The 18,037-nt window shown below is 56.9% G+C and carries 15 protein-coding genes; 10 read left to right on the top strand and 5 right to left on the bottom strand.

Annotation, left to right across the window (positions count from 1 at the left end; all coding sequences use genetic code 11):
• Positions 1-23: 23 nt before the first annotated feature.
• From SKP52_RS26240 to SKP52_RS16765, 4 genes are all read right to left on the bottom strand, one after another.
• Positions 24-491, bottom strand: a complete 468-nt coding sequence (locus SKP52_RS26240) for a hypothetical protein (protein ID WP_148309173.1) — start codon at positions 489-491, stop codon at positions 24-26.
• Positions 492-859: 368 nt separating this feature from the next.
• Complete coding sequence (locus SKP52_RS16775) at positions 860-2,809, bottom strand: hypothetical protein (RefSeq protein ID WP_148309172.1); 1,950 nt, start codon at positions 2,807-2,809, stop codon at positions 860-862.
• 237 nt (positions 2,810-3,046) lie between these two features.
• Positions 3,047-3,553 carry a hypothetical protein gene (locus SKP52_RS26235; RefSeq protein ID WP_148309171.1) on the bottom strand — a complete coding sequence of 169 codons (507 nt, stop codon included), beginning with the start codon at positions 3,551-3,553 and terminating at the stop codon, positions 3,047-3,049.
• A 387-nt stretch (positions 3,554-3,940) separates the two neighbouring features.
• On the bottom strand, positions 3,941-4,381 hold the full coding sequence (locus tag SKP52_RS16765; protein WP_039576616.1) for a very short patch repair endonuclease: 441 nt from the start codon (positions 4,379-4,381) through the stop codon (positions 3,941-3,943).
• Between the two features lie 67 nt (positions 4,382-4,448).
• Here SKP52_RS16765 and SKP52_RS16760 point away from each other — a divergent pair, with 67 nt between their 5' ends.
• The 7 genes from SKP52_RS16760 to SKP52_RS16730 all read left to right on the top strand — a co-directional run bounded on the left by SKP52_RS16760 (position 4,449) and on the right by SKP52_RS16730 (position 15,988).
• A complete protein-coding gene (locus SKP52_RS16760; protein ID WP_039576615.1) occupies positions 4,449-6,047 on the top strand; it encodes a DNA cytosine methyltransferase in 1,599 nt (532 codons plus the stop codon).
• A gap of 62 nt (positions 6,048-6,109) precedes the next feature.
• Entirely contained in the window at positions 6,110-7,549 is a 1,440-nt protein-coding gene (locus SKP52_RS16755; protein ID WP_228383678.1) for an ATP-binding protein, read from the top strand.
• Positions 7,550-7,559: 10 nt separating this feature from the next.
• Positions 7,560-10,280: a Z1 domain-containing protein gene (locus tag SKP52_RS16750; protein ID WP_228383677.1), complete on the top strand. Its 2,721-nt coding sequence runs from the start codon at positions 7,560-7,562 to the stop codon at positions 10,278-10,280.
• Positions 10,270-11,268 (top strand): PD-(D/E)XK motif protein, encoded by a 999-nt coding sequence (locus SKP52_RS16745; RefSeq protein ID WP_039576612.1) that lies wholly within the window; start codon positions 10,270-10,272, stop codon positions 11,266-11,268. The genes SKP52_RS16750 and SKP52_RS16745 overlap by 11 nt, the downstream gene beginning before the upstream one ends.
• Entirely contained in the window at positions 11,265-13,343 is a 2,079-nt protein-coding gene (locus SKP52_RS16740; protein ID WP_039576609.1) for an AIPR family protein, read from the top strand. Before SKP52_RS16745 ends, SKP52_RS16740 begins: the two co-directional genes overlap by 4 nt.
• 457 nt (positions 13,344-13,800) lie before the next feature.
• Positions 13,801-15,069, top strand: a complete 1,269-nt coding sequence (locus SKP52_RS26765; protein ID WP_039576607.1) for a hypothetical protein — start codon at positions 13,801-13,803, stop codon at positions 15,067-15,069.
• Between the two features lie 34 nt (positions 15,070-15,103).
• Positions 15,104-15,988 carry a hypothetical protein gene (locus SKP52_RS16730; RefSeq protein ID WP_039576605.1) on the top strand — a complete coding sequence of 295 codons (885 nt, stop codon included), beginning with the start codon at positions 15,104-15,106 and terminating at the stop codon, positions 15,986-15,988.
• 465 nt (positions 15,989-16,453) lie between these two features.
• Here SKP52_RS16730 and SKP52_RS16725 read toward each other — a convergent pair whose 3' ends face one another.
• Entirely contained in the window at positions 16,454-16,684 is a 231-nt protein-coding gene (locus SKP52_RS16725) for a hypothetical protein (RefSeq protein WP_039576604.1), read from the bottom strand.
• Positions 16,685-16,782: 98 nt separating this feature from the next.
• Here SKP52_RS16725 and SKP52_RS16720 point away from each other — a divergent pair, with 98 nt between their 5' ends.
• From SKP52_RS16720 to SKP52_RS16710, 3 genes are all read left to right on the top strand, one after another.
• Positions 16,783-17,331 (top strand): hypothetical protein, encoded by a 549-nt coding sequence (locus SKP52_RS16720; RefSeq protein ID WP_148309170.1) that lies wholly within the window; start codon positions 16,783-16,785, stop codon positions 17,329-17,331.
• Positions 17,324-17,629, top strand: a complete 306-nt coding sequence (locus SKP52_RS16715) for a sigma factor-like helix-turn-helix DNA-binding protein (RefSeq protein WP_052208446.1) — start codon at positions 17,324-17,326, stop codon at positions 17,627-17,629. Before SKP52_RS16720 ends, SKP52_RS16715 begins: the two co-directional genes overlap by 8 nt.
• A 183-nt stretch (positions 17,630-17,812) precedes the next feature.
• Positions 17,813-18,037, top strand: a complete 225-nt coding sequence (locus tag SKP52_RS16710; RefSeq protein ID WP_039576603.1) for a hypothetical protein — start codon at positions 17,813-17,815, stop codon at positions 18,035-18,037.

Genomic DNA, 18,037 nt, shown 5'->3' with positions numbered 1-18,037 from the left:
CAGCTAGCGACCGATTGCGGACGTCAAGCGCGACTGTAGATCTCCAAATCCGAAGATGTCGCAATGACAAACGATTTACCGGTCGGAGAAAAGCCGTAAGCTACCAACGAGGAAGGTAACGGCCGTAGTTTGAACAACTCGGGTTCGGCCGCAGGGGGATTCCACAGCATCGTCTGTCCTGGGGGGCACAAGAAAAACTCCTCCTCCGGCCATGAAAGCGGATGCAGTTCGATAAGCCATCCGTCCTCGGTGGCGTGGGATAAGCCACCGCCAGAGGTTCCGGCTACTCGAATCTGCTGCCCCTCCAACGGGCCTATGCCTTCGGCCTCTAAAGAACCGAAATCGGGGTGATACTCTTCATCATCTCTTGCGACTTTGCCGCCGGTTGCACAGTCAACAACGCCACGTCCGCTGACCGAGACAACCAAAAGCAGATCAGATTTCGACGCAAACCCGATGTGCTGAAGGCCCCCTACGGCGACCGCTGTCAATTTACGCCACGGCCCCAAAGCGCTGGCAGGTGCGAGCCCGTCCAAATACCGGAATCGATCTCGAAGGTGGTCAGGGACGGCGCCTTTGCCAGTTGGTTTAGCTCTCTTGAACATAGCCTCGTTGTAGAGAAGCGCCGTCCGCTTTCCACCCGAAAGCTGCCTTACACCGGTTCGGGGGTGACGTGGCAGCGTAACACAGGAAGCGATATCGCACTTTAGAGAGCGATGGAGAATGGCGCGCCACGAACCTCGAAGATGAGCACTTCGCCTTGGAAATCGCTCGCTAGGATATCCTCATCGCGCGAAAGACGGTCGTAGGCCGTCTCGCTCGGAGGTAACGATCGCATCGGGGGGGGGGGGGCAGCAAATCAGGCCGCCTCCCACACCCGGTTCAAAATCAGCGCCGCTAGCGCAGCCTTATCTTGCGGCAGAAAGCGACCGTAGTGCTTCGCAACGGTCTCCGGCGTATCCTGAATCGCATAGCTCGCCTGTTCATAGGACCCAGTCTGCTTAAGAATATGGGTCGCCAACACGTCGCGCACGTTATGTGGTCCGTGTGGCAGCAGCCCTTCAATCGCTCCCCGACCAGTGTAAGGATTGTGAATGCCGTACCGCTGGGTAATCAACCGCCATGCTTCGTAAAAGGTATTTTGGTTGTAGGTGGCATCCCGACTAGTGGCCTTCATCGTCTTCACTAGAAATGTGCCGGGGTCCGGCGCGCCATTAAGCAGCAAGGCTCGCTGATCATGGATATAGGATTCGATGTAACGGTAGAGCCCTCCAAGATCGGGCAACACCAACCGGAATGGCTTGTTACCGAAAAAGGAAGAAGTGGAGTTTTTGAATGCGCAGGCGGGGATCAACACCTCCCAGCCATGATCGCGTTCGCTCCATCGCAACTCGCCGCGGCGGCGCGATTCCAGAATCCGCTCCGCCGTCGGTAAACGGCCGCGAGGACAGTAGAGAAGTTCACGCAAGTTTTTCTGCCGAAGGCCGAGATGAAGAGCTAACCGAACCATCAAAAAGGACCGGACAGATTCAGCCGTTTGGCGCGGATATCGCCGGGCATCACGCATGAGCCGCAATATCTCTTCTGTGATCCGACGATATTCAGCGACAGGGCTATCGGCTTCCAGCACCGGCAAGATCGGCTCGAAGGGATCGCGATGAACGCGCGCCACGCGCTGTATCTCTTTTGCCCGCGCAAGTCCGTGCTTGTAGAAGCGCTCGCAGGCGCTTTCCCAATCCGCCCGCGCATCTGCGATGTCCGCGGACGATATCAGCCCGGGGATTGTTTGAAGGCGGGCGCTCAATTGCGGATTTTGTCTCAGCCACCCGGTTTCGGCGCGCGTTAGAGATAGGCCGAGCTGGATCATGTTTACCTCCCAGCTTGTGTAGAAGCCTCGCCTGCGCTCACGCCATTGAACGTACCAATCCCAGACGGCCGGGAAAACAAGCATACCAAATGCCAAGCTTCGATGTGGAACTCCGAACCCTTTGATCTCGCTTCGAGGAGAAGCTGCCAATGCTCCAAACAACAACCCAAGATGCTCGATCTTTTGGGCGCCTGTGACGGCATTCCACACACCGTTTCGCTGGAAGCCGATTTCGGTCAAGGTCGCGGTCTTAAACCGGATCAAATCAGCCATTTCGTCTGCCAATCGGGAAGGCGCATCCACGGCAGCGGCCGTGAGGTCCATTTCGACGTCGGCAAGAAATTGGATATCCTCGTCATCCGCCAAATCTAATTCACCGATCGACTTGCGATCAGTCAGATTAGGAAAACGGATGGCAAATCGCTGCTTCACGGCTTCCGCTTGATAGCGGCGATATTCGGTAGAGCCTGAAATGACGATGGACCGAATCCAATGAATAATCTCCTCGCGTTCCTTGGCGGGCCGACGATCAAAATCGTCTGGCAAGTGCCATGCCAAGCGCCTGCGTTCGGACGGGGAAACACCCTTCAGACCTTTGTGCCCCGTCGGCGCGCGCACATTATTGAAGAGCTTGGCCCTGAAATAACCCGGGGGAAGACGATAGCGTCGTTCGATCCGGGCTAAAATGATCATGCTGGCAACTGAAGAAGGCGCCTTCTTTCCCGCCGCCCATTGCAGGAGCGTGGATCGCGCTACCTCGTCCCCTTGACATGCCAATGAACGGTGGAGGTGACAGATCGTCTCGCCATGCCGCGCCACATGCAGCGTCAAAGCCTCCGGAAAGGCGGAAACTTCGATCCATTCTGCGGTCAATGGCTCTGGAAATTCGACTACGACCTTAGGCTTCGGGCCTCTTTTCGTCTTTGGCAGGGGGGCTTTCATGATAGTTTGAGTAGTCGAAAGGACAGTATTCGAGGCCATAAATCTCAATCAATTTAAATAATCTAGGCGATTTTTCGGGCGCGAATTGAACCCTTGGCTCCCGCCTCGCACAATCGGCAGTGATTCGGCGAAGGTGCACCGAGACCGGAGAAGATGACGCAATCCGGTTCGCTGCGGCTTCATAGATTGCACCCTTCGCAACAGCGCCTAACGCGGCGTACCCCCCACCTAACGGGACTATTGCGTTAACGTTCGCGAAATCCGTGACCAGAGATCATTGCCAAGCGCCCATAGCTGGCCCTCCGGCTCTCTATGCCACGGGTTGGGGACCGTCCATCGGACATCCCAATCGAGCACAAGAGCTTTCGCAAGGTCGGCCCGGTTGTCGGAATGCTCATCCCAATAGACGATTGGTGCTGCTATCGCGTCAAAGCCTGCCGCGTGTGCAGCCGCAATCATCGCCTTGATGTCATCGATGTCTTCGGACGCAACATGGCTTGGCATTACGATCAACTCTCGCTGTCGCCAGTCGGGGTCGTTTGCATCGAGCGCTGCAACGACCGATCCATAGTCACCCCGCTCAACTTCCTGATAGGATCGACCGAAAATGTATGCGTCGACATGGCGGCCCTCAGGCGTAATCATATCTCGAACGGCCTTCCGATGTAGTTCGACTTTTCGTCCAATCGCCTGCGAAACCATGCTGCGGATAATAGTCGATTTGCCGTGATCGTTATCTGCCAAGGGGACCACAAAGAGGCGCCTACATATGTGCATGATACTCTTGCCCCTATTTCAATATCGCACCTGATAGCGAGTCAGCCCGATTGTCCCGTTCAGGGAGCCGTCGGGAGCAGTGCACCTCAGCAGTTCGCAATCGTATATTGGGGGGAGGTATCTCGCGCTAGGGGGCAATCGGCGGCGGCGCGCCGTAACCGGTGAGGATGAGCAATACAGTTTCGCTATCGCTCTCTAGATGGCCTGGCCATTGCGCCCACAAAGTCTCTCGCTGGTAAACGCTGTAGCGGCTAAATCAGGCCAAATCGACGGGATCAGAATTATTACGCTCATCCCGAGTGACGTGTCGCTCAAAATGATGCGCTGACCGAATCACCTAGTCCGCCAAGTTTGTCAGCCGATCTCGATTTCTGCACCACCGCTTATCAGCCAGTCGGCCAGTTCTGCGGCGACGTCTGCCGCCCCCCTGCGGCGGATTGCACATTCCCAGGCGATCGCGACACGCCACCCCAGTTCCTTCAAACCGGTAAGATTCATCGCGTCACGCTCAGCGTTCTTGGCAAACTTCTCCGCCCAGAAAGCAGCATTGGATTTCGGGACCGAAGCGTTGCGGCATCCTTCGTGGCGGTGCCAGAAACAGCCGTGGACGAATACTGCAGCATGAAATCTGGTAAGAACGATGTCGGGTCTGCCCGGCAGTTTTGCCGAATGCAGCCGGAATCGGAACCCTGCGCTATGCAATGCTTTGCGCAGGCGCACTTCGGGCGTCGTATCCTTCCCCCTGATGCCCGCCATCATCCGGGAGCGTGTTTTCGCGTCCACGATGTCGGCCAATGGTTGCGCCCTTTCTGCCGTTATGCGACTTCATGAATCCGAGTAACAGGAAACCAGAATAGCGTTGATGACTGCCGGATTCGCCATTGTCGATCTTTTCGCCGGGCCGGGAGGACTGGCAGAAGGATTTTCATCATTCGAAACGGAAGGTGGAATCCGCCCGTTCAACGTGGCTCTTTCAATAGAGAAGGAGAAATCAGCGCATCAGACTTTGCGGTTCAGAAGCTTTCTGCGTCAGTTCGGGAAACATATCCCGCAGAATTACTATGACTGGTTGAATTTTGGCGGCGCTGAACCTGACTGGAAAGCACTTTACCCACTCCAATGGGAGGCAGCAGAAGAAGAGGCCCTTTGCCTCACGTTGGGGGAGCAACCCGCGAACCGTATCATCGCAGACCGCGTTTCGGCGATCAGAAAGGCGCATGGGCGCAATACAGTGCTTATCGGCGGCCCGCCCTGCCAAGCCTATTCGCTCGTCGGACGGGCGCGCAACCGGGGAATTGCCGATTATGACGCCGCGCAGGACAACCGCCATTTCCTCTATCGCGAATATATTGGTATCATCAGCCAGCTTGAACCGGCGGCCTTCGTCATGGAGAATGTGAAGGGCATGCTGTCCTCCACAGTGGATGGCGTGCGGATGTTCGATCTCATCACGGACGATCTTCGCACGCCTACCGACACGCAAGGGTATGAGCTTTATGCCTTTGCGCCAAAAGGCAGCAGCGGCCCGGCCAAAGGCACAAAACCGTCTGACTACGTCGTTCGCGCCGAAGCGCTCGGCGTTCCGCAGGCGCGCCACCGGGTCATCATCATCGGCTTGCGCCGCGATGTGGCCGCAGCGCTGGAACGTCAGAGCAAACCGTGGCGTAGGCCTTCCCACCCCCGCGCCTGCGCCGCCGATGTGCTCGATGGGATGCCGCGCCTGCGTAGCGGGCTCAGCCGACAGAAGGATGATGGCGCATCATGGGCAAAAGCGCTGGCCAATGCCTGCGATGCTGTAGGCGCGCAGAATCCGCGGCTGGAAGGAGACCAGGAGCAAGCGTTCAGGAAATGCCTTTCCGATGTCCGCGCTTCGCTGGAAACGGCGGCGAAGCTACCGAGACAGGCCGGAAAACCGGCAGGCATCGGCAGCACCTGCCCCCTAGCCTTGGCACAGTGGCTGCGGGATGACAGGCTCACCGCTTTGGCCGATAATGAAACCCGGGGGCACATGCCGAGTGATCTTGCCCGCTATCTGTTTGCCGCTGCCTATGCCTTTGCCACCGGGCAATCGCCCAAGGCATCGTCATTCCCGGCGGGGCTGGCACCGGCGCACCGCAACTGGGATAGCGGAAAATTCGCCGACAGATTCCGCGTCCAGCTGCGCGATCAGCCTTCCACCACAGTCACCAGCCATATTTCCAAGGATGGCCATTATTTCATCCACCCCGATCCGGCGCAGTGCCGCAGTTTGACCGTGCGTGAAGCGGCGAGACTCCAGACCTTCCCGGACAATTATGTTTTCCGGGGCAACCGCACCGAGCAATTCGTGCAGGTGGGGAATGCGGTGCCACCGTTCCTTGCAAGGCAAATCGCTGAGGCCTTGTGGGAAATTCTGTCTGCACCACAACTGAATGCCGAACAGTTTGCCAGTAACCCGCTGCTTGAAACAGTAATTGCATAGACATGGCAGGGGCACCAAGTTCAGGCACGATACGAACGCGAGAAGCAGCGCCACATGCTGCCATGCTGATCGAAAGCATGCGCGACATTGGTTATTCACTTGAAACGGCCCTTGCCGACATCATTGACAATTCGATTACAGCCAAAGCTCGCTGCATCAGGCTGCTTGCGGACACGACTAGCCCCGACCCGAGCCTTGCAATTCTGGACGACGGCGAGGGCATGACCGAGGATAAGTTGCTCGCCGCAATGCGCCCCGGCAGTCGCAATCCGCTGGAAACGCGGGAACAGGATGATCTGGGTCGCTTCGGACTTGGATTGAAGACGGCTTCATTTTCGCAATGCAGGATGTTGACTGTCGCCTCACGCAGGGATGGCATCACGTGTTGTGCGAGATGGAATCTCGATGAGGTAGCCCGCACGAATCAATGGCTCGTAGAGTTTCTCGATGACTTCACCCAAATTCCCTGGATCGACGAACTGGGAAGTTCGGGAACGCTGGTCATTTGGGAGGCGCTCGACCGTTTGGTGGAAGGTGACGGGAGTGATGCTCGCTCAGCTTTTGTGTCGAGGATCGATGACGCTGCCGAACACCTTGAACTCGTCTTTCATCGCTACCTTGCTGGCGAACGCGGCATCAGCAAAGTCGCATTATTTCTGAATGGAAGGCAACTTGAGCCCTTTGACCCGTTCCATTCATCCCATCCCGCAACACAGGCCGGTCCGGTCGAAAAGATAAAGTCGGGGGGGCAAGAGGTGGAAATTCAGACATTCACCCTGCCTCACCACAAGAAAGACCCGGTGGAGTGGGAGCGCTACGCAGGGAAGGCGGGGTACCTCAAGAATCAGGGGTTCTACGTCTACCGGGGCAAGCGCTTGATTATTCATGGCACCTGGTTCGGCTTGGCTCGTCAGAAGGAACTGACCAAACTTGCGCGCGTCCGCATCGACATGCCAAACGGAATGGACGCTGACTGGAAAATCGATGTTAAGAAAGCTTCTGCCCAGCCGCCGTACCACGTCCGTGAGCGATTGCGCCGGATCATCGAAACAATCGGAGCGACCTCGCGCAGAGTTTATACCGCACGTGGACGCAGACTGGCTAGCGACAGTCGCTTACCCGTCTGGCAACGCATGCAAAGCGGCAACGAGATATCCTATTGCCTGAATCCCGAGCATCCGGTGTTTGCGGATTTCGCCGGGCGCTTGCCAGATGATCTCAAGACCGATTTCATGCGTGTTCTGGAAATGGCGGCAACATCGATTCCGATCGACGCATTGTTTGCCGACATCAGTGCCAACCCAGAGCAGGTTTCCGGATCGGAGATGGCGGACGATACACTCGTCCACATTGTCGCAACTACTTTTGCAGCACTGCGAGCTTCCGGGATCGATCCAGAAGATGCGATGCAGATGATGCGAGCAACCGAGCCCTTTCGCGAAAACTGGTCTGTAGTTTCAGACGAACTTAACAGATTACTGGAACGTTGCAGCGATGAATGATGGCGTAAGAATGCTCGAAACGATGGTTGGGGCGCAACTGGCGAAGGAGCCAATGCCATCACCGGATCGCATCCGGGACCTTATAGGGCAAATCCGGCAGATACCTCTGTGTTCGGATGTCACTGATGATCAAGTCGAGGAACTGGCTCGGTCCTTGGAAAACAGCCACGGCGTTTCGATGAAAATCGGGTCGATGCTGACGGCCAAGGATTACGTTCCGTGGCTCGATGCGGCCCGAGCGGGAATCGAGCCCTATTACTGGAACCGTTATCGCCAGTTGATGGCAGAGAAAGGTTTCTCCGGCGATGTGTTGGTTACCCTTGATGACGTCACTGATCGGATTCTGAATCTGCTCGAAAACCCGATGAAGCCCGAAAGCTGGGATCGTCGTGGCATGGTTGTCGGGCACGTCCAGTCAGGCAAGACGGCCAATTATACGGGTGTGATCTGCAAGGCGGCGGACGCCGGTTACAGGCTGATAATCGTCATCGCGGGCATTCACAACAATCTGCGCAACCAGACGCAGATGCGCATCGACGAAGGTTTTGTGGGGCGCGACAGTGCCCGGCTCCTCTCCAACCGCGACGACCCGGCGCAGCGCTTCATCGGCGTGGGCCGGTTCGACAAATCGCGCAGACCGGTGACCTTCACCAATTCGATCAAGGATTTCAGCAAGACACTGGCATCGGGCGTCGGCGTGCCGCTCGACAATCTGCGCGAACCGGCGGTTTTCGTTATCAAGAAAAACAGCTCGACCCTGAAGAATCTGATTTCGTGGTTGCAGGAGCATAACCAGCGCGCCGGTACATCGGTGATCGATGCCCCAATGCTGCTGATCGATGACGAGGCCGACAATGCTTCGATCAACATCCGCAAGGGTCCAGACGAAGTCTCCCGCATCAACGGGCAATTGCGGACGCTGCTCAAGCTGTTCGATCATAGCTGCTATGTCGGTTATACTGCCACGCCCTTTGCCAACATCTTCATCGATCCCGATAGCGAAACGCAGATGCAGGGCGATGATCTGTTTCCGCGCGATTTCATCGTCAGCCTTGATCCGCCGACTAACTATTTCGGCGCGAACCGGGTCTTCCTGGAAGATAGCAAGGCGATCATCCGCCCGATCACCGACAATGGCGATCTGTTGCCGCTGAAGCATCCCAAAGACACGACCGTCACCGCCTTGCCCGTCAGCTTGGAAAAGGCGGTGCGCACCTTCCTGATTTCCAGAGCGATACGGCTCGCCCGGGGGCAGCGGAACAAGCATAGCTCGATGCTGGTCAACGCTTCGCGCTTCACGGATGTGCAGCGGCAGTTGCGCAACGAAGTCCATGCTCTCGTCGACCGCATCCGCGCCAGTGTCCGCGTGAACGGTGGCCTTGCGCAAGAGAAGGCGTTGCAGGATGGGGAGATCGCGGCTCTACACGCAGTCTGGCTGGAAGAGTATGAACCGGATAGCGAATTCGGCTGGAGCGACATCCAGCCATTGCTGCTTGAAAGCGTCGCTCCGGTTTCCGTGGTCGAGGTCAACAGCCGCTCGTCGGGCAATCTGGCGTATCATGATCACGAAGAACACGGCCTGAATGTCATCGCGGTGGGCGGGTTCTCCCTGTCGCGCGGATTGACGCTGGAGGGGCTGACCGTTTCCTACTTCCTGCGCAATTCGATGATGTACGACACGTTGATGCAGATGGGGCGATGGTTCGGCTATCGGCCCGGCTATGACGACCTGTGCCGCGTGTGGATGCCGGAAGAGGCTGAGGGCTGGTATGCCCATATTGCGGAATCCATCGAGGAACTGCGCGACGAGCTGCGCAACATGGAAGCCGTGGGGGCAACGCCCGAACAATTCGGCCTGAAAGTCCGCAGCCATCCGGATACGCTGATCGTGACTGCGCGCAACAAGATGGGGTCCGGCGAAAAGCTGGTCGTCTCCATCGGCCTTGCCAACAAATTCGCGGAAACCGCGATCCTGAAACGCGATGCCGAAAGTCTGCGTGCAAACCGCAACGCGGCAATTGCACTGGCTAAGGCGCTCGCAAGCGCCAGAAAGCCTCTGACAGATGCCGAACAGGTGACGGGCGGCTACCTGCTATCGGAGGTTCCCGCCGGCCCGGTGCGGGATTTCATTGCATCATTCGTTAATCACCCCGGTTCGCTCCTTACGGATACAGGCCCGGTCTGTCAGCATATCGATGACCGCGCAGCTACCGAGCTGGCCAAATGGGATGTGCTGTTCACCAGCCTTCAGAAGCGCGAGGACAACGGGCTTTCCGACGAGTCGTTGGGCGTGAACATCAATTGCCCACGCCGCAGCGAAGGTGACAGAAGCCGTAATGATCCGACCACGCTGCGGATAACCAACAAGCAGCGTGTCGCATCGAGGGGCGTAGAAAAGACCGGTCTGACGGAAAAGCAGATCGAAGACGCGCAGAATGAATATGTAGCGCGGGGCGATGCCAGGCCAGCCAAGGACGGAAGCTGGAACTATCCCGATCGCATCTACAGGTCGAAACGCGAGCGGCCGCTTCTGATCGTCCACATGCTTGCGATTGGCAAAGAGCAAGATGACCTTAGCCAAAGTGCCCCGGTTGTCGCTTGGAGCGTCAGTTTCCCCGGCACCGAGCTGGAGGAAAAGAAGGTCGCGTATGTCGTGAACACGACTTGGGTCCGCGAGAACTTCTCGGATGACCTGGAAGAGGAAGAAATGGGGGGCGACGATGAGCGCTGACGATCCCTGGACCGGTCTTGAGCCACCGGCTTCCGCAGACATCATCAATGCCAAGCGCGTTGACGGCAAGCACCCGTGGAACTTCTTCTGGGCAAGGAGCGTGGACAGGAAGTGCCTCCTCATCCTGCGATGCCTCACCGCATCGGCGCCAAAAGGCAAATTGCCGAAACTGAAAGGGATTGAAGTCGCCCAGTCGGAACCGGACACCGGCGGCAGCACGACGGTGTCGCTCAAGCTGACCGACAACCAGCATCGTGATATCTTCTACCGGCTTTGCCTCGACATCGTTCAGGCGACTTCCGTCGCGAAATCCGAGATCGAAGCGGGCGAAACTTTTCTCGCCCGGACTTGGCGCTGGCATCATCTTCTGCGGGGTGGGAGTGATCGCCGCCTTTCTGCAGAAGAGCAGAAGGGGCTCATCGGGGAACTGTTCGTGCTGGAACGGCATCTGATTCCCGTTTTCGGCCCGGCGGATGCGACTGCCGCCTGGGTTGGCCCGACCGGCTCGCCCAAGGATTTCGAGTGCGGCAGGGTCTCAATCGAAGCCAAGGCAAGGCGTGGTGCCGCGCGGCCCTATGTCGCCATATCGTCGGAATTCCAGCTTGACGCTGGCGGCTGCGATGCGCTGTTCCTTTATGTTGTTGAACTGGACACCGCACCCGAGGACGCAAGCGCGGCTTTCACGATAACCGACGTCGCACGCCGCATTGCGGAGCGGATTGCAGCAGATGCACCATCCGTGACCGAGCGATTTGAAGGCCAGCTGGTTGCGGCTGGCTTCTCATGGGACGACGATTATTCATCGTTCCGCTGGATGTCCGGCCCGCACCGCTTCCTGCATGTCGGCGAGAATTTTCCCTGCATCACGCCAGCGGCCTTCGCTTCCGGTGTCGAGCGTGTCCGCTACGATCTATCGCTCGTCGATTGCGAGCCGTTCAGGGTGGACGACGAAATCGTTCGCGGCAGGATGGAGAGTGTGAGGCAATGACGATCAGCATTGAGGAATTCCATCAGGACTTCTTCCAGGAAGTGATGGCATCTGCCGACGTGGACGGACTCTATGCCGAAGACGCGTTCTTCGAGCTATTCTGCGAATACCTAGCGGAAGCTGGTGAGTTTGATACGGCAGACCGCGCCCCGTATTGCCCCCCGGCAGGCGGCATCCGTGTTGACGGCTACGCCGGTGATCCGGCGCAAGCCGGGGGTGTCCTGAGCCTTATAATCCTAGATTTCAATCAATCTCCCGATCAGGCGCGCCTGACCCAGACCGATATGAACACGATCTTCAAACGGCTGGAGAATTTTCTCAACAAGTCGCTTGATGCCCGGTTCAGGAACAGTCTGGAGGAAACTAGCGCGGCATTCGGCCTTGCCGATCTTATTGCGGTCCGTTGGCCCGTCATTTCCAAAATCCGGCTTTTCCTCGTTAGTAATCGCCAGCTGAGTGCAAAGGTAGATGGACGGGAAGCGGGCGAGATTGATGGGCGGCATCTCTCCTACTCTGTCTGGGACATCGAGCGCCTTCACAGGTTTGCCGCAGCAGGGTTCGCGCGCGAAGAGATCTCAATCGACCTCGAAGCTGAATACGGCGGCGCGATACCGTTGCTTCAAGCACATATGGGAGACGCGGATTATAAGGCGTATCTTGCCGTCGTCCCGGGTGCGCAATTGGCCTCCATCTACGACCGGTGGGGTTCACGTCTGCTTGAACAGAACGTCCGCGTATTTCTTCAGGCCCGGGGCGGTGTGAACAAAGGCATCCGGAACACCATCGACAATGATCCGGACATGTTTTTCGCGTACAATAATGGCATCACCGCTACCGCCGAGGGCATAATGTCCCGAGAGACTGGCGACGGCTTGCTGCTTACCGGGCTCAAAAATCTTCAGATTGTCAACGGCGGGCAAACGACAGCTTCCATCCATGCCGCAATGCGACGAAATGCCGATCTGTCGAAAGTCTTTGTGCAAATGAAGCTGTCGATCGTGCCGCCAGAAAAGGCGATCGACATCGTTCCAAAGATTTCGGAGTTCGCCAACAGCCAGAACCGGGTGAATGCAGCCGATTTCTTCGCTAATCATCCCTTCCATGTTCGGCTGGAAGAGTTTTCGCGAAGAATCTTCGCTCCGTCACCCGATGGCACCTTCCGCGAATCCAAATGGTTCTACGAGCGCGCAAGGGGTCAATATCAGGACGCTCGCGGGCTACTATCCATAGCCCAACGGAAAAAGTTCGATCTGGAGTATCCAAAATCCCAGCTCATATCGAAAACTGATCTCGCCAAATATCTGAATGTCTGGCGCGGACATCCGGACATTGTCAGCAAGGGAGCGCAGAAGAATTTTGCTCAGTTTGCAGACTGGAACCGGCGTGAATGGGCAGCGCAACCGGACAGCTACAACGAAGCATTTTTCCGTCATGCGGTTGCGAAGGCGCTGGTTTTCAGGGCGACGGAAGAAATCGTCACCGAGCAATCCTGGTACCAAGGCGGTTACCGCGCAAACGTCGTCGCCTACGCCATCGCCAAGATGGGCTATGACTGCGAAAAGCGCGAGGAGTTCGTCGATTTCGATTCGATATGGCGCGCACAAGGCGTTTCGGAGAACATGGGCGAAGCCATCGCGCTCGTTGCCGAAGCTGTTCATGATGTGCTTGTTTCACCGCCTGCAGGGATCAGCAATGTCACCGAGTGGGCGAAGCAGCAAGCGTGCTGGGCGAGGGTGAAAGCAGTCGACGTGGAATGGCCTGCGGCGTGGCTGAACGAGCTCATTGGCAAAGATCATATCAAGGCAGGCAAACGGGACGGTATCAAGGATCAGAAACTACTGAACGGCATCGAGGCTCAATCGATAGTGGTTTCCGCCGGAGGACAGCTTTGGGAGCAGTTGAGCGGCTGGGGCCAATCACGTAAACTTCTTTCACCAACCGAGCTTGGAATTCTGCGCGTCGCGGCATCTGTGCCGATGAAAATTCCCTCAGAGAAGCAATGCATCAAGGTCATCGAATCCCTTCGCAAACTTAGATCGGAAGGTTGCGTAATCGGTGCCGATTTGTCGGTCTGACACGTCCTATCGGGGCATCAATTTCCCTAGTGAAACTGAACAGATTTTTTGCGGAAGTGCTGCCGTTCTACAACGAACCGGCTTCACCGACCTCGCCCAGTGGTGGACCGGCCATGCGGATCGTTCGAATTCAAGCGGTGCAATCCGTCAATTATGGGTAGTGCCATACCATTTAATACTGATAATTCGGGCTTCTCTGAGGGTCGGTATGGCTCTGGGAGACGGAGCCATACGGAAATCCTTCAATAAATCATCATCTTAACAACCAAGTGCTGGCACCGCTTTTATCTTGCCCTCTTATTTGGCTCCCTGATTTTCGAAGTTCTCGCCATCTCTGGTTCCCCCTCCTAACTGGCTGCTGATTGCTAAAACCGGACCCCGTTGCGCCGTTGCTTGGGTTCCCGCAGATATAGTGCAGTCTGAAAGTGCGAATGAGAAGGTTCAGCCTGTGGGTCCGATGATCATATTTGATAAATCGTTTCTGCAAAGCCTGACGGTCGATGAAGCTGTTATCCTTGATCAAATGTTCAGCTGCGTAGTCACGCCACTATTCTTTGTGGAAACGATGGCAGATCTGACGAAGGAGACCGCTCGCGGCAGATCTGCCGAACAGGTAGTCGGAGGTCTGGCAGAGCGCACGCCGGTCGCGCACAGCTACATAAACACTTACCATCAAGATGTGGTCTTAGAAGACTTGCTGGGAAGGCGCGAGGAGTTCGACCACAGGCCCGCCGTGGCTGGCGGCATCCCGGTAAAAGTTGAAGGGAAGGCTGGCTTGGTATTTCGAAAATCTCCCGAACAAGATGCCTTTGACCGCTGGCAGCAGGGCCGCTTCTTAGAAGTAGAGCGTGTATTTGCCCGACAGTGGCGCGATGAGCTTGCTAACATTGACCTGCCATCGATAACCAAAGCGTGGAAGTCGATACTCAGAAGCGAAGATCGACCGAAAACGCATGAGGCCGCCCGCGATCTCGCCCGACGCGCCGTTGATGCAGGCGGTCAGAATTACCGAATACTCCGCATGGCCCATAACCTATTGGGCATGCCGCCTCGAACGCTCAATGCGGTTGTGCGGAATTGGAAGGCAGCGGGCTCCTTACCATTGCGAGAGTATGCCCCGCTCGCTGCCCATTGCTTGGAGGTCGATCTTTTTTTCGAGCTCTGCTTATCCAACGGCCTGATCTCTGATCAAAGGCCGAGCAACAAGATCGATATCAGCTATCTGTATTATCTACCGTTCGCCGACTTCTTCGTGTCGGGCGACAAATTGCACAGAACGGCAGCGCCCCTCTTTATGGATGCGAGACAGCGCTTTGTTTGGGGCCAAGATTTAAAGGCAGACCTCGCCGCCCTGAATTCATATTTTTCGACGCTCCCAGACGAGGAAAAGGCCAAAGGACTCTTCACCTTGGCCAGCAAACCGCCGATTGACCACAACGGCCTTGTTGCTGATCTTTGGGACGTACGAATGCCGGGGTGGAGAACGCCCAAACCTCCCGCGCCGAAAATGGCGCCAAAAGCCGAAGCCGAAATTATTGCGAGGTCTAGAGGGCTGGTCGATGCGGCTAGTCGAAGCGGCCCATACTCTTGGGACGATGGTGCGGATGTCGAACACTTAGTAATCGAGAGGCATATTCCTAAACAGCGGGGTAGCTGGCGAATGTTCTCAGCCGCGGTGGAGGCGAGCAATGATGCTGACGGCCGGAACAGCCTAGCAGATCAGTAGCGGCCCAAAGCTTGGGCGATGAGGATCAAGCTGAATGAAACTAGACGTTCACGAACTCTACAAAAGCCAGAATATCCGCCTGCCCTCCCCTGGTCAGTGCATCTACTGTGGAAACGCGGAAACTAAGTTACGCGACGAACACGTCATTCCATATGCGCTGGCAGCGAACACGATGATTCTCGAAAAATCGTGCTGCGAGACGTGCCAGAACATCATTCAGCGTTATGAACAGGAAGTCCTGAAAAAGCAGTTAGGGATATTCCGGACCCAAGTGGACGCCCCCTCGCGCTCAAGAAAAAAGGACCGGATAACGCACGTTGATCTGCAATTCGTGGAAGTTGATGACGCCGGTCAGTTCATGAGAGACTTGGGCAGTCGCTCAATCTCTGTCGATGAATTGCCCCTCGCGGTCCACCTCTGGCAGTCCCCTATGCCGCGCCGTCTGCGCAGCCCTCTCACGCCTGAGCAGGAGCAGGGTAAGCCATGGTCGTTCGCGGATCGTGACGGCGTCAACGCCCTGTGCAGTAAAGTTCGCGAAGAAACCGGTGCAAACCACGTTGCCTATGAATCTGGGCAAGTCAGCCGTCTGCATTACCTCAGATCACTAGCAAAGACAGCCCACGCCTTTACCGCCGCGCGCTACGGCCTAGATGCTTTTGAACCATATTTGCTCGACCTAATCCTATGCCGATCCGATGACGTTGCCGAGTTCGTGGGCGATGATCCCTTTGACCCGCCGACAAACGATACAGACGGCCAGACGCTTCAAATATTCCTCGGCGAACCAATGGGCGGAGAGGAGCAAGGGCTGATCGCGGCGCGCTTCCAACTTTATCCCACGCTAGGCAGTCCCGCACATTTAGTGGTCGTGGGCAAAGCGAAGATCGACATTCAAAGGCGACTTGCAGGCGAGATTTAATCGCCTGCTCGCTGATGCATGCGTTCGGTTATCCGTTACAAATTTGCGAAAGCGGCAGCCTGCAACCGGAATGAATGCGGTCAATCGCCCCGAGGCTCTCCAAGCTGATCGATCCGCAATTTTGGGGCCACGATGCTTCGCATCGGACCCACAATTTATAGTCACACACCTCACGCACGGGTGCATAACGGTTTTCCGCCACTTTTCGAGAGTGCGATCCGACTACACCGCTGCCTTGGGGGGTGCAAAGTGACGGTTTTCTGCTATGTTTCGAGGCTGCGGATCGTACTCTATTCGGACGCGAACATGGCGGACGGAAGTCGGGGCAACCGCCCTCTCCAAATACCCTGCCCTCTTCACCCTGTATCTCCTGCGCGCGGGGGCTGGGGAGAAGCAAGACGCGCGGAACGATTTTCTGACCGATGCGACAGCGAGGCTAGCTGCAATTGATCAACGCATTGCAGCTTAGAGCTTTTGCTCGTCTTCTCGCCGCCGAAGCTCGCGCTCAACCGCCTCGCGAATGAATTTCGCAAGCTGCCGGTTTCCTACCTGTGCTTCAATCCGACGGATCGTATCCATCGATAGCCGGATGGTCGTGGCTTTCATTCCGAGCGGCGGGCGTCCCATGCCGTCGTCGCTATCGGCCTCGCGCTCAATCTCAAAGAGAATCGCGTTAATGACATCGTTTATTTGCATATACGCTACCGTTTATGCTATAAACGATAGCGTAAACAAGCTTTGGTTTGTCGGCGGGCGATGAACTGAGGTCGAATCACGCCAGCGACGGAGGTGACATGATCCAAGATGCCCCCAGCGCCCGATCAAAGTCAGGTGTCATTCCGCGATCCACGCCGGTTGCGCCTTCCATTGGGGAACAGCGGACCGCCTTCCCCATACTCAGAAGATCAAGCGAAGGCCGCCTTTTGAGCGCAGCTCGCTACCGAAACGGTGAGAGTTTCTTCCTCGGAATTGAAAAGTTGCGCTTCGCCGTTCCCAGCGACCTTCTCTACCAGAGCGGCATCGTGGCACAGATGGCGCTAAGCTCGCATCTGCTGGACGTCGGCTTCGATGACCGATGGTGCGCCCGGAACATTGGCCTCCACATCGGCAAGGCACTGGCTTATGCCAACGCGACCGGCCTCAACTATCACTCCCCGTCACTCGAATGGCTAGCTCCGGTGCTGTCACCCTATAACGTCTGGCGTAATCCGGACCTCGACGGATCGCGGCCCCCGGCCCCTGAATTGCTTCCTGACATTCCACCCCTGCTCAGAGAATTGCTCGATCATGTGCGGGGGGTGACCGGACACCCTCGCCCCCGGCGGAGGAAGGCTCATGGCTGATGAGAACATCGCCGCCCGCTTCGCGCGCACGATCCGTAGCCTGCTCGTCCCGCCGCCGGTCGTTCCAAGCTTCGATGAAAATGTCGATCCGGAGATCAGGCGCGTCGAATGGGCCATTGCCCGCCTGCCAAAGCGCACCCGCGAAGTGTTCCTGATGCATCGGTTCGACGATCTTCGATACGACCGTATCGCACATCGGCTCGGCATCACCGAAAAGGCTGTCGAGCGGGAGATCGTCAGGACGCTGCGCGCTATTCGCAAGGCGAGAGAAGATCATGCCCGCGAGCATTCGAAGTAGCCTTCCGACAACGAAGTCTGCGACCGTGATTCGCTTTGCGAGACGGGTCCGCAGCCCGAACAAGACAGCGGCGCCTGCATCCGATCTTTCCTACAGCTTCTTTTTCTTACCCACAGTGCTACGCCCGTCGTCGCAAGGCGGATTGTTGTTCCATCGCCCGATGAACTGGGCGACCGTTGCAGCATGGCCCGCCTTTCCCCCGAGCGACCGCCCAGCGCATCGGAGCAGCTTGAAGCGCTGCTCGGCGAGCCTTGGCCGTTTCCCGGTCGGCCTCCCAAACATGACTTATCGACCTGGCGGGTCACCGACGATTGGCCCGATCCCTATTCGGTCACATTGGCGGAAGTCGAAGTGTTCGAGCGCTGGTTCGGCGATCTCTTCGACGAGCTGTTTTCCCCGCCCTTTTGA

Source organism: Sphingopyxis fribergensis (assembly GCF_000803645.1).
Taxonomy (GTDB): Bacteria; Pseudomonadota; Alphaproteobacteria; order Sphingomonadales; family Sphingomonadaceae; genus Sphingopyxis; species Sphingopyxis fribergensis.
The sequence above is the reverse complement of the archived record's forward strand: the minus strand, read 5'-3'. Positions and strand labels throughout refer to the sequence as shown.

Bases quoted from the DNA above. Each gene is read 5' to 3' on its own strand.
- SKP52_RS16710 (WP_039576603.1), top strand. From the start codon at position 17,813: ATGGCCCGCCTTTCCCCCGAGCGACCGCCCAGCGCATCGGAGCAGCTT.
- SKP52_RS16745 (WP_039576612.1), top strand. From the start codon at position 10,270: ATGAGCGCTGACGATCCCTGGACCGGTCTTGAGCCACCGGCTTCCGCA.
- SKP52_RS16760 (WP_039576615.1), top strand. From the start codon at position 4,449: ATGACTGCCGGATTCGCCATTGTCGATCTTTTCGCCGGGCCGGGAGGA.
- SKP52_RS16775 (WP_148309172.1), bottom strand. From the start codon at position 2,809: ATGAAAGCCCCCCTGCCAAAGACGAAAAGAGGCCCGAAGCCTAAGGTC.
- SKP52_RS26765 (WP_039576607.1), top strand. From the start codon at position 13,801: ATGATCATATTTGATAAATCGTTTCTGCAAAGCCTGACGGTCGATGAA.
- SKP52_RS16715 (WP_052208446.1), top strand. From the start codon at position 17,324: ATGGCTGATGAGAACATCGCCGCCCGCTTCGCGCGCACGATCCGTAGC.
- SKP52_RS16725 (WP_039576604.1), bottom strand. From the start codon at position 16,684: ATGCAAATAAACGATGTCATTAACGCGATTCTCTTTGAGATTGAGCGC.
- SKP52_RS16740 (WP_039576609.1), top strand. From the start codon at position 11,265: ATGACGATCAGCATTGAGGAATTCCATCAGGACTTCTTCCAGGAAGTG.
- SKP52_RS16730 (WP_039576605.1), top strand. From the start codon at position 15,104: ATGAAACTAGACGTTCACGAACTCTACAAAAGCCAGAATATCCGCCTG.
- SKP52_RS16720 (WP_148309170.1), top strand. From the start codon at position 16,783: ATGATCCAAGATGCCCCCAGCGCCCGATCAAAGTCAGGTGTCATTCCG.
- SKP52_RS16750 (WP_228383677.1), top strand. From the start codon at position 7,560: ATGCTCGAAACGATGGTTGGGGCGCAACTGGCGAAGGAGCCAATGCCA.
- SKP52_RS16755 (WP_228383678.1), top strand. From the start codon at position 6,110: ATGCTGATCGAAAGCATGCGCGACATTGGTTATTCACTTGAAACGGCC.